This is a genomic window from Priestia sp. GS2 (genome assembly GCF_036409025.1).
Taxonomy (GTDB): domain Bacteria; phylum Bacillota; class Bacilli; order Bacillales; family Bacillaceae_H; genus Priestia; species Priestia aryabhattai_A.
Window position 1 is genome coordinate 1,079,369 of the sequence record NZ_JAZGJX010000001.1, and the last position, 12,267, is coordinate 1,091,635.

Here is a 12,267-nt window from a genome sequence, read left to right on the forward strand (position 1 = left end):
ATTACCTATTTAGTATACAAAAATAGGAAGAAAATTTAAAATAATAAGATAAAAATGAAAATGATATGGTAGTATATGTATATAGTTAGTGCTTCTACTATCTAGACAAAAGGTGGAGGACAACATGATTCAAGGAATAAATCACTGCTGCTTTTCAGTATCTAATTTAGCTCAGTCAATCGGTTTTTATAAGCAGGTTCTAGGTGCTAATCTTCTTGTTACTGGCACAACCACAGCTTATTTGGATTTAAATGGTTTATGGATAGCGTTAAATGAAGAGAAACATATTCAAAGAAATGAAATTCACGATTCCTATACCCATTTTGCGTTTTCAATTAAAGCTGGAGATTTAAAATGTTTTGAGGCAAAACTAGCGGCTTATCATGTACCAATTTTAAAAGGAAGAACAAGAGATGAGCGTGATAGAGAGTCAATTTATTTCACGGACCCAGACGGGCATAAGTTTGAAGTACATACGGGCACGTTAGAAGACAGACTTCGCTATTACAAAGAAACAAAACCTCATATGGTATTCGCTGAAGAAGAGAAAGGGAAATGAAAAAGTGGCTTATGTTGAGCGGAATCTTTTTTCTAATGGTAGGAGTTGTTATAGGGTTCATATATATAAGAAAGGGTGAATCTCTTCAAATAGGAACCATTACAACTTTTCCTCACAATAAAAAAACAGTGGCAATCGAGTTAGATAATGAAAGCTCTATTAGCTCAGTTCATCTCATAGCTATACAAGTAAATAATCAAGCACATCCAAGTGGGCTAGAACTTGAGCAAATAAAAGCGAACGAAGTGATCAACTTATCAGATCAGATTGATCAACAGCTAACGCTACAAGAGGTGCATAAGAAGATAGAGCCTTCCAGTAAAAGATATATGTTAAAAATTACTCATAGCAAACCAATTGAACGAGTGGCTCTTACCTATAAGTATGTGGGAAAAACGCAAACACAAGTAATAATTTTGGATTAAAAAGTGGGAGTGTGCCAAATGATTATTAAAAACCTTGAAGTAAAGCATGAAACTATTCCGTTAAAAGTACCATTTAAAACAGCGCTCCGAACAGCAACAGAAATTGAAAGCGTTGAAGTGATTATTACGTTAGAAAATGGAATAACGGGTAGAGGAGCGGCTGCCCCAACGTATGTGATTACAGGTGATTCGTTAGAGAGCATTTTAGCAGCTCTTAAAGGGCCTATTAAAGCTGCGATAATTGGAAGAGATGTTAAAGAATTTCAACTGTTACTTCAAAGCGTACAGTCTTGCTGTATAGGAAATACTAGTGCTAAAGCTGCTGCTGATATTGCTCTTCACGACGCATATAGTAGATTGATAGAAGTTCCGCTTCATACTTACTTAGGGGGTAAAAAAACACTTTCTACCTGTATGACCATTGGTGTGGACACTCCAGAGAAGATGACGAAAGCTGCTAAATTAGCCGTAGCTGACGGCTTTCAAGTGCTTAAAATAAAGGTTGGGGCGAATCCAGAGTTAGATATTGAACGCATACAGAAAATTCACGAAGCTATTCCTTCATACATAAAGCTTCGTTTAGATGCAAATCAAGGTTGGCGTGCGAAACAAGCAGTGCAGATTATTCATGAGATGGAAAATAGAAACTTTAACATTGAGTTTATTGAACAGCCAGTTCCTTCCTATGATTTAGATGGCCTAAAGTTTGTAACTAATCGGGTTTCTACACTTATTATGGCAGATGAAAGCTTGTTTTCGGTAAAGGACGCGTTAAAGCTTGTCGCAGGGCGCTATGTAGATTTATTAAATATTAAGCTTATGAAGTGCGGTGGAATAAACGAAGCATGGAAAATTGCGAGTATTGCAGAAGCAAACGGTGTGAGTTGTATGATTGGTAGCATGATGGAACCTTGTTTTTCTGTAGGGGCGGCAGCACACTTTGCAGCAGCACATCCAAATGTTCAGTACTTTGATTTAGATGCTCCCTTGTGGTTAGATAGCGATCTGGATGTGTTAAGTTATCAAGGGGACCAAGTCATCTTATCTTCACTTCCAGGAGTGGGAGCTATGCAATCTACTTTACAAGGAAACTAAAAAAAGTGCCAGCTAATAGCATAATCTAGTTGGCATTGTTGTCTTTTTTGCTGAATGTTTGAAAATATAAGCTTGTACGTTTTTACTGCGCGTCTTTTTTTTTCTCCTCGATGATAGTTGCAATATGGTTGATAGTTTTGGTCAAGTCATCAATTTTTTTCTCAAAGCGAATGAGCAAATAAAAGGCGACCGCAATTGGAAAACCCACATTGGCGATAACATTTAACCAGCTTTCGATTAGAGGCACCTCCTTAATATGGACTTGCTATATCATATGCAGTCTTTCACAAAGGGTTCATTATGCTGAAAATAAGTTCTTATATACGTTTTTATTGTTGTTAAATGGAAAGGGGGAAGATTTTCCTTGGAGCAAGAAGTTTCCATTTTTTTAGATCCCAAAGATGTTAATAGAAAAGCATCTTATTACACATTGGGGGTTGTATTGCTTAGTACGATTGTTTACACATGGCTTTGGGGATTAGAATTTACCATTACTTTAATGTTCTTTTTTAAGTTTATCGGTTTTTATTTTTTATTGATTTTTCTTCATGAATTGCTTCATGGAATTGGTTTTTTGTGGTTTGGAAAGGTAAAGTTATCAGATTTAAAGTTTGGTTTTATTTGGAAATATATGATTTGTTACGCACACTGTAAAGTTGCCATTCCTATGCGTGCTTTTCGCATGGCACTGTTGTTACCTGTACTTCTTACAGGATTTGTTCCGCTCATTATCGGATTGGTAGTTGGCAACGGCATGCTTGTAGCAATCTCAACATTATTAGTTGGGGGTGGTGCTGGAGATTGGCTTATTTATCGTTCGATTCGCTCATTTTCTAAAGATACGCTGGTAAAAGATCATAAAGATAATATTGGTTGTACGGTTTATTTTTGTAATGAAATGAATGAAAATAAAAACATCAATACATAGATTAAAAAGCGCATGAATTTCTTCATGTGCTTTTTGTATAAAAAAATTTCAAAAAAAGACTTGAAATTTTGGATGCGTTTTCATATTATTATAAACAAAGGTAATTACTTTTAGAAAAAGATACCTATGTTATGATGTTTAGTAAATAATTATAATAAACAAGGGGATGGAAAAAATGAAATATTTTTTAGACAGTGCAATCTTAAATGAAATTACATATGCTTATGAGAATTGGGCAATTGATGGAGTGACAACTAATCCACGGCACATAATGAATAGCGGTAAACCATTTTTAACAGTGTTAGATGAGCTAGCAAAAGAGTTTGAAGGCGTTGCAAATTTTCCAATTTCAGCAGAGATCAATCCACATCTAGATGATGCGAAAGAGATGGTTCATGAAGGTAGAAAAATTGCTCAACTTTCACCAAACTTTATTATTAAAATTCCATGCACAGAGCCTGGATTGATTGCGGCAAAAGAACTTGAAAAAGACGGAATATCAACTAACGTTACGCTTGTCTTTTCTCCATCTCAGGCATTGCAACCGGCTAGAGTTGGTGCCAAATTCGTTTCTCCTTTTGTAGGCTGGAAAGAAAATAGTGGAGACGATGCGACAGCTTACATTCAAGATATTATTAAAATCTATCAAAACTATAATTACGAAACAGAAGTTATCGTAGCGGCGTTACGAAACGGTAAGCAAATTGCAGATGCGGCAAAAGCAGGTGCTCATATTGTGACATGTGGGTTTGATGTGTATAAAGAAAGCTTCTATCATCCATTTACAGATTATGGGTTAGATAAATTTAGAAAAGCATGGGATAATACAATTACCGAACAAACGGTTTTAAAGTAATATACTAGATAAATAGAAAGCTCCTCTTAGTAGCATTATCAATAATCCTTAGAGGAGCTTTTTAGATAAGCATTTTACAACAAAGGAAGCGATTGTTGATGTCTAAGTTTGAGCAGTTAAAAAGCCTGAATTCACACCTATCTTTTTATCATGTAGAAGAAAAACAATTTAAGAATTATGGGAAGGTTATCACAGACTATAATTTTGATGAAATAAAGGCTTATATGGAAGAGATACAAATTCCTAGCGAGGGAAATATATACGTAGCTTCAGACAGTATAATGGAAGAAAAATCATTAAAGAAGCAGATTGAAGCAAATTCATATGGTCAGATGCCTATCCAAATTGGTTACTGTAATGGTTTAAATACTTCTTTAAACGGGCTGGAGTATCATCAAGGTAATGAAATTAATTTTGCTGTAACCGATATGGTTTTGTTGCTAGGGAAGGTGCAAGATATTTCAGAAGGGTTATATGACTCTAAAAATGTAGACGCTTTCTTTATTCCGGAAGGGACTGCTGTAGAGCTATATGGTACAACGCTTCATTTTGCTCCATGTAAAGTAACAGATGAAGGGTTTAAAACGATTGTTATTTTGCCAAAAGGAACGAACGAACCTTTAGCTGGTGGAGTGGATAGCGAAAGTGATCAGCTGCTTTTTATGAAGAATAAATGGCTTTTAGCTCATCCAGATCGTAAAATACTCATTGATAAAGGTGCACACCCTGGAATAAAAGGTGATAATATACAAGTTAATTACTGAATATTAAAGCAAATATTGGTGTAGGGGGAATAAAACGTGCAAAATCAAAGTCCATTATTTACACTTCTGTCCTGTTTAGTGTTTATGGCACTACTCGGTTGGTGGACGTATAAAAAGACAAAGGGTACAAACACCACAACGGAAGGATACTTTTTAGCGGGGCGTGGCTTGTCCGGTGGATTTATTGCTGGAGCTTTAATTTTAACGAATTTATCTGCAGAGCAAATGATTGGGTTAAATGGTCAATCGTATGCAGCGAACATGACAAATATGGCTTGGGAAGTAACAGCGGTTATTGCAATTGTTATTATGACGCTTATCTTACTACCTCGCTATTTAGGTGGAGCATTTACAACACTACCACAGTTTTTGAGAGATCGTTATGATGAAGGCGTAAGACGTTTAGCTGTTTTACTATTTATGTTAGGGTACGTCCTTGTTACGATTCCTTCTACTTTATATTCAGGTGCATTAGCCCTGATGAAACTGTTTGATATTCCGAGTTTATTAGGAATTTCTTATATCCAATCTGTTTGGTTAATGGTTTGGACTATTGGGATTATTGGCGCATTCTTTGCTATTTTCGGAGGAATGAAAGCCATTGCGGTTTCCGATACGTTTATTGGAATCGGTTTAATCATCGTTTGTTCCATTATTCCTTTAATCGGATTGTTTCAATTGGGCGATGGAAGTATCGGTGCGGGGCTTAAGACCATTACAACTGTACATCCAGAAAAGATGAATGCAGTTGGATCTAGTACAGATTCTGTGCCTTTTTTAACAATTTTTACAGGAATGATTTGGGCAAACCTATTTTATTGGGGAACCAATCAGTATGCAATTCAGCGTACCCTTGGAGCGGCTAATCTAGCTGAGGGACAAAAAGGAGTATTATATACAGGCTTCTTTAAACTGTTAGTTCCAGTCTTTATGATGATTCCAGGAATTATTGCCTTCCACTTATATGGAGGGGACATGAATCCTGTAGACTTGGCTTTTCCTACTTTAGTATCTAATATTTTACCTTGGTATTTACAGGGATTCTTTTTAGTGGTGCTGCTGGGAGCAGTATTTAGTACCTTTAATGCTCTTATTAACTCAGCAGCTACGATGTTTGCTTTAGACGTGTATAAACCGCTTCGTCCAAACGTAACGGATCAAAAGTTACTTAGTTTAAGTAAATGGTTCGGGGCCGTGCTAGCGCTTGTTAGTTTCTTTATTTCCCCGCTACTAATGTTTGCTCCGGATGGACTATGGGAGTTAATTCGTCGCTTTACAGGATTCTTTAATATTCCTGTGATTGCCATTGTATTAGTCGGTATCTTTGCAAAGCGTGTGCCAGCAGTTGCTGCAAAAGTCGCGATTGGTTTTCATGTTGTTACATACTACATGCTTTTATGGGGAACCAATCATTTATTTGGATTTAAAGTAGATATTAACTTTATTCATGTTTACGCTATTCTTTTCTTTACCGAAGTAGCGATGATGTTGATTATTGGAAAGATTTCACCAAGAAAAGAAGCATGGAACTTCATTCCTAGACCAAAAGTAGATATGAAGCCGTGGAAATATTCACTGCTTGTCTCAATCGTATTACTTGGTTTAATGTTTGCATTTTACATTGTCTTTTCACCAATCGGCTTAGCCTATGCAGGTGGCGTGGTTTCTCCGTATTTCTGGCCAGCACTTTTAGGATTGTTTGTGGTTACCGCTATTTTGGGCTATGTCTCTTTGACGAGATGGAATAAAAAGTATGGACAATATGTAGAAAAAAATACAACTGTTAAGACAGATAATAAGCAGTTTCCCGCTTAATAAAAATGTAAGGTAAAGGAGAACGGCTATATGTTAAAGACAACAATGACAGGGATTTATTTAAAGGAAATTGATAACGGATTTGAGCTGTTTTTTAACAATCAACTTTTTATAAAACACACAGTTGAAAAACCTAGTATATTTGTTGGAGTTGGGGAAGAAAACATTGAAATGTATCGAGGCAATTTCAATATACAAGACTACCTGGTTGAACGCATGGGCTTAAAGTGCGCTGCAATTACTCCAACTGATAGTGGTTATACAATTCAATTCTCTACATTTAAAGGTGAAGATCCGATTCTTCTTGTTGGTATCACAGAAGAAGAAGGGCGTTTAAAGTTAGAGTATACGCAACTAGACGAATCGATCAATCGCTTTTGGCTTCGAGTTGCAGCTGATAAATTAGAAAAAGTATACGGGTGCGGAGAGCAGCTTTCACATTTTAATATGAGAGGTAAAAACTTTCCACTTTGGACTTCTGAACCTGGTGTAGGGCGCAATAAAAAAACGTATACGACGTGGCAAGCTGATGTTAAAGATAAAGCCGGAGGGGATTATTACAATACTAATTACCCTCAACCTACATTCGTTTCTACGAAAAAGTACTATTGCCATGTAGAAACAACTGCGTACGCAGATTTTGATTTTCGTAATCCAAATTTTCATGAGCTTCAGATATGGGAAATTCCTCAATACGTATTATTTGAGACGGCAGATACGTATTTGGAGCTAGTTGAAAAGATGACGGCAGTTTTCGGTCGTCAGCCTGAGCTTCCTGATTGGGTATATAATGGCGTAACTTTAGGCATTCAAGGTGGAACGGAAGTTGTTGAAGAAAAGCTAAACAAAGCGTTAGAGAAAGGTGTTAAAGTTGCTGGGGTATGGTGTCAGGACTGGCAAGGTAAACGCATTACGTCTTTTGGTAAGCGACTAATGTGGAACTGGGAATGGAATCAAGATGAATATCCGAAACTAGATCAAAAAATAGTAGAATGGAAACAAAAAGGCATACGCTTTTTAGGCTATATTAATCCTTACGTAGCGGTTGAGGGACAGTTATATAAGGAGGCAAATGAGAAAGGGTATTTAGCATTAAACGAAGCTGGTGAAACGTACTTAGTAGACTTTGGAGAGTTTTACTGTGGTGTCGTTGATTTCACCAATGAAGAAGCGACTGAGTGGTATAAAAAGGTTATTCAAACAAATATGATTGAGTTTGGGTTAGATGGTTGGATGGCTGATTTCGGAGAGTATTTGCCAACAGATGTAGTGCTTAAAAATAAGGAAGATGCGAAAAAAATGCACAACGCGTGGCCAACACTTTGGGCAAAAACAAATTATGAAGCCGTTTCTGAAGCAGGTAAACTTGGAGAAGTCGTTTATTTTATGCGAGCTGGCTATACGGGTATTCAAAAATATTGTACGCTCCTGTGGGGAGGAGATCAAAGTGTTGACTGGTCTCTGGACGACGGATTAGCTTCTGTGATACCAGCAGCACTGTCATCTGGTATGACAGGATGTGGATTACACCATAGTGACATTGGTGGTTATACAAGTCTTCATGGAAATAAGCGTTCAAAGGAACTGCTGTTAAGATGGACTGAGATGGCAGCGTTTACACCTTTTATGCGAACTCATGAAGGAAATCGTCCCGATGATTGCTTCCAATTCGACGGAGATGATGAAACGTTAGAACACTTAGCAAAAATGACGACTGTATATACAACATTGGCACCGTATACAAAGACACTTGTAAAAGAAAATGCTGATCGCGGTATACCTGTACAGCGCCCACTGTTTATGCATTATGAACAAGATCAGAAAGCTTATGATATTCAGTATCAATATTTGTATGGTCAGGATCTATTAGTAGCACCTGTACACCAAGAGTTACAGACAAAATGGGATGTGTATCTACCAGAGGATGACTGGGTTCATCTGTGGAGTGGTAAGGAGTATCAAGGTGGAGAAGTTTCAGTTGAAGCACCTATCGGTTATCCACCAGTTTTTTATCGTAAAAGTTCAGAATGGAAAGCTTTATTTGAAAAAATTTCTACTCTGTAAAAAAACAGAAAAAACTGCCGGTTTCTTCAGCAGTTTTTTCTGTTTAGTTAAAAAAGATCACTAAAAGGTAGTGATGTATGATATAATCATTATTATGAATGAGAGAAACAAGGAATAAAGGGGAAAAGTTTATGTTAAATACATCTGTTTTATATTTGCCAATCGGGAGAAAAACATTTGATATTGAAGTGGCAGAACAATATCGCAAGCAAAGTGAAAATTGGCTGCAAGCATCTTGTGCCAAAGTTATAGCACCAAATGAAATTCTTACATCTGTAGAAGAGTTAGAAGACTTTCTACAATTAATTCGTCATGAGTCAATTGATACTTTACTATATCAAAGCGTAACGTTTGCCGATGGAGAGTTTATGGTGAAAACGCTTGAATATTTTACAAATCCTGTTGTGGTATGGTCTGTTCGAGAACCAAGTGTTGGCGGTCGCTTGCGACTAAACTCGTTAACAGGTGGCAATAGTACAAGTAACGTACTTAGAAATCATAACCATCCATTCTCATTTGTATTTGGCAACCCTGATGAAGAACAGCTGCAGCGCAAGTTAACTAAACAGCTTAGCGTAATGCGTGTCATTCAATCATTAAAAGATATGAAGGTTGGAGTAGTCGGAGATTATCCACCTGGATTCTTCTTCTCTCAAGCCGATGAAGATGAACTGCATCAAGCATTTGGTGTTACCTTAAAAAAAGTAGATTTGCAAAAAGCATTTAAAGAATGTATTCATATTCCAAAGTCAGAATGGGGTGGAGAAGTAGATCGTGCTGAACAACAAGTAATAGGGCTGCAGCGCGATGATGAAACCGTGCAAAAGTTTGCTCAATTTTCTACTTATATAAAACGAGAGATTGAGAAGGAAGGTTTTACATCACTTGCTATGCGATGTTGGCCAGATTTTTTCAATGATCTAGGAGCAGCACCGTGCTCAACTCTGTCTCAGTTCACAGAGGATGGAATGGTAACATCATGCGAATCTGATATTCATGGATCAATTTCCATGTTTATCTTAAGAGAATTAGCAAACGGAAACGCTCCATATTTGGGAGACTTAGTTCACATTGATGAAGAGAAAAATTCAGCTGTATTTTGGCACTGTGGAGCTGGTGCTTATTCGTTAGCTCGTCCAGATACTGGAGCTACAGCTGGTGTTCATCCTAACAGAAAGATTGGCTTGGCAATGGACTTTGGGTTAAAAGCTGGAGAAGTAACGATGTTCCGAGTAAGTCATACACCAGACGGTTATCGTTTATTAATTATGAAAGGAACGGCGCTTGACGTTGAACAGCCTTTTACCGGTACGTCAGTTGAAGTAGAATTAGCTACGGATGTAACGGAGACTTTATATGATTTAATGCATGCAGGTTACGAGCCACATTTTGCATTAGTATACGGTGACGTAGTAGATGAACTTAAAGAGTTAGGAAGAATTTTAAACATCCAAACCAATTTATATACTGGATGTTAAAAGTTTATAAGAAAAGGGTGATAAAAGAAAGTGAAAGCAATTATAGATCCTACCAAAAACATTGCGCTATATTTGCAGGTTAAAGATATTCTTGTAAAGCGTATTCAAGAGAAAGTATGGCCTCCTAATACACTAATTCCAACTGAACAAGAATTGATGGAAGAGTTTGAAGTTAGTCGTACAACCTTACGTCAAGCAATCACAATGCTTGTGCAAGACGGTCTGCTGGAGAAAAAGCAGGGGAAAGGAACGATTGTCAAAACACAGCCATTAATAGGGGGAAGCTTAGGTAAGTTGAAAGGATTTGCAGAAGAAGCAATTGAAAGAGGGTTAACGCCTGAATCAAAGTTAATTCGAGCAGAATTTAAAAAAGATCTTTATTATGAAAAAACAAAGTTGGGGATAGCTGATGATGAAGAAATTCTAGTCATTGAGCGCGTACGGTTTGCTGATGAAGTGCCAATTGCGATTGAAAGATCTTGTTGGCCGGTTCATATCGGAAAAATTTTAAATAAAGAGGATTTAAATAGAGCTAAATTTTATGAAGTCTTAGAAAGTGAAGGGATTTTATTAAAACGTGCAAAAGAAAAGATATCTGCAATGAATGCTACCATTTATGAAGCAGATTTATTAGGTATTAGAGCGGGAGAATCTCTCTTGGAAATGACAAGGTTGAGCTTTGGTTTTGATGATAAGCCTATTGAGTTTACAACTACAAAGTTTCGTAGTGACAAGTACCATTATGATATTGAATTAACGAGATAACAAACATTTTGGGGAGTGGGAGACATGGTAAATACGGCAAGCGTAAAGCAATATGGGTTATATGTAGATGGAGAATGGATTGAGACTAAAAAAGAAATGGATGTTCTTGATAAATATACGCAAGAAACAGCTGCAAGAATAGCAGTTGCCGAAAAACATCACGTTAATCAAGCTGTTCAGGGAGCGAAGAAAGCACTTGAAACCTCATTTTCACCATATGCGCGATACGAAGTATTAATGAAGGTGGCTGAATTGTTAGTAGCCAGAAAAGAAGAATTTGCACAAATATTAGCGATGGAGGTCGGTAAACCAATTCGTGAATCAAGAGGCGAAGTAGAACGTGCTGCTCAAACACTGCAGCTATCTGCTGAAGAAGCTAAGCGTATTCATGGAGATGGAGTTCCTGTTGAATCCGCAGCTGGCTCTGAAAATCGAATGGCATTTACGGTTCGCGTGCCGGTTGGCGTTATCGCTGCGATTACACCGTTTAACGTACCGCTCAATTTGGTGTGTCATAAGATTGGACCAGCACTAGCAGCTGGAAATACTGTTGTACTAAAACCTGCTGAGGTAACCCCTATTTGTGCATTAAAGTTAGCAGCTTTATTTGAGGAAGCAGGATTACCTACAGGACGCTTACAAGTTGTAACCGGAGATGGTGAACAAATTGGTACATGGCTATTAGATAATCCAGACGTTAATATGTTCACTTTTACTGGTAGTCCCCGCGTTGGAGAGTTCATTCGCTCAAAAGCAGGTCTGCGAAAAGTGGCGCTGGAACTAGGAAACAATTCAGCAACGGTTGTTCATAGCGATGCTAATATAGAACAAGCTGCTTCTCTAATTTCTCAGAAAAGCTTTAATAATGCAGGTCAAGTGTGTATTTCTGTGCAGCGCGTGTATGTACATGAAGCCGTTTATACAGCATTTATTGAAAAGCTTAAAGAAAAAACAGCAAAGTTAATTGTAGGAAATCCAATGAGCGAAGAAACTGATATCGGCCCGATGATTCGCTTAAAAGAAGTTGAGAGAGTCGACGCTTGGGTTCAAGAAGCAAAGAGTCAAGGGGCAACTGTTGAAATAGGCGGAAAAGCAAGCGGTTCCTTTTATTTACCAACGGTTTTAACTAACGTAAAGGATGATATGAAGGTTTGCCGTCAAGAAATATTTGGCCCTGTGGTTGCTGTTGCGACATATACTGAAATTGATGAAGTAATTGCTAGAGTGAATGATTCAGAATATGGTCTTCAAGCAGGCTTATTTACAAACGATTTAAGCTTTGCGATGAAAGCTGCTCGTGAAATTGAAGTTGGTGGTTTAATTGTTAACGATGCTTCAGCTTACCGAGTGGATCATATGCCGTATGGTGGTGTGAAAAACAGCGGTAGTGGTAAAGAAGGACCAAAATACGCAATAGAAGAAATGACGGAAGAGCGTATCATCGTTTTAAATCTATAATAACAGCAGAGGCCTATGTATAAACAAGGCCTCTACTTCTGTATAAAAACATAATAGTGA

At 37.4% G+C, this 12,267-nt stretch carries 12 protein-coding genes; 11 read left to right on the forward strand and 1 reads right to left on the reverse strand.

All coding sequences use genetic code 11. The annotated features are described in order from the left end of the window. The first annotated feature begins 124 nt into the window (after positions 1-124). From fosB to V2145_RS05550, 3 genes are read left to right on the forward strand one after another with little or no spacing between them, the layout of a single operon-like run. On the forward strand, positions 125-559 hold the full coding sequence (gene fosB / locus V2145_RS05540; RefSeq protein WP_330987386.1) for a metallothiol transferase FosB: 435 nt from the start codon (positions 125-127) through the stop codon (positions 557-559). Continuing rightward, positions 556-984, forward strand: a complete 429-nt coding sequence (locus tag V2145_RS05545) for a hypothetical protein (protein WP_311857304.1) — start codon at positions 556-558, stop codon at positions 982-984. Before fosB ends, V2145_RS05545 begins: the two co-directional genes overlap by 4 nt. Before the next feature lie 18 nt (positions 985-1,002). Further along, entirely contained in the window at positions 1,003-2,079 is a 1,077-nt protein-coding gene (locus V2145_RS05550) for a dipeptide epimerase (RefSeq protein WP_311857307.1), read from the forward strand. Between the two features lie 82 nt (positions 2,080-2,161). On the opposite strand, the gene V2145_RS05555 is transcribed toward V2145_RS05550, so the two are convergent. Beyond that, a complete protein-coding gene (locus V2145_RS05555) occupies positions 2,162-2,326 on the reverse strand; it encodes a YvrJ family protein (RefSeq protein WP_205687719.1) in 165 nt (54 codons plus the stop codon). A gap of 117 nt (positions 2,327-2,443) precedes the next feature. Between V2145_RS05555 and V2145_RS05560 the strand changes: the two genes are divergently transcribed. The 8 genes from V2145_RS05560 (at position 2,444) to V2145_RS05595 (ending at position 12,207) form a co-directional block, all read left to right on the forward strand. Further along, positions 2,444-3,007: a DUF3267 domain-containing protein gene (locus tag V2145_RS05560; RefSeq protein WP_330987387.1), complete on the forward strand. Its 564-nt coding sequence runs from the start codon at positions 2,444-2,446 to the stop codon at positions 3,005-3,007. 175 nt (positions 3,008-3,182) lie between these two features. After that, complete coding sequence (locus tag V2145_RS05565; protein WP_094912118.1) at positions 3,183-3,863, forward strand: transaldolase family protein; 681 nt, start codon at positions 3,183-3,185, stop codon at positions 3,861-3,863. Positions 3,864-3,961: 98 nt separating this feature from the next. Continuing rightward, positions 3,962-4,627: a DUF4867 family protein gene (locus V2145_RS05570; RefSeq protein ID WP_210610365.1), complete on the forward strand. Its 666-nt coding sequence runs from the start codon at positions 3,962-3,964 to the stop codon at positions 4,625-4,627. Positions 4,628-4,663: 36 nt separating this feature from the next. Then, positions 4,664-6,442, forward strand: a complete 1,779-nt coding sequence (locus V2145_RS05575) for a solute:sodium symporter family transporter (RefSeq protein WP_311857316.1) — start codon at positions 4,664-4,666, stop codon at positions 6,440-6,442. Positions 6,443-6,472: 30 nt separating this feature from the next. Next, positions 6,473-8,506 (forward strand): alpha-glucosidase, encoded by a 2,034-nt coding sequence (locus V2145_RS05580; RefSeq protein ID WP_311857318.1) that lies wholly within the window; start codon positions 6,473-6,475, stop codon positions 8,504-8,506. Positions 8,507-8,637: 131 nt separating this feature from the next. Continuing rightward, complete coding sequence (gene sftI / locus V2145_RS05585; RefSeq protein ID WP_311857321.1) at positions 8,638-9,984, forward strand: sulfoquinovose isomerase; 1,347 nt, start codon at positions 8,638-8,640, stop codon at positions 9,982-9,984. A gap of 30 nt (positions 9,985-10,014) precedes the next feature. Beyond that, positions 10,015-10,749, forward strand: a complete 735-nt coding sequence (locus tag V2145_RS05590; RefSeq protein WP_094912122.1) for a GntR family transcriptional regulator — start codon at positions 10,015-10,017, stop codon at positions 10,747-10,749. 24 nt (positions 10,750-10,773) lie between these two features. Then, positions 10,774-12,207, forward strand: coding sequence for an aldehyde dehydrogenase family protein (locus V2145_RS05595; RefSeq protein WP_311857324.1), 1,434 nt, complete (start codon positions 10,774-10,776; stop codon positions 12,205-12,207). Positions 12,208-12,267: the final 60 nt, after the last annotated feature.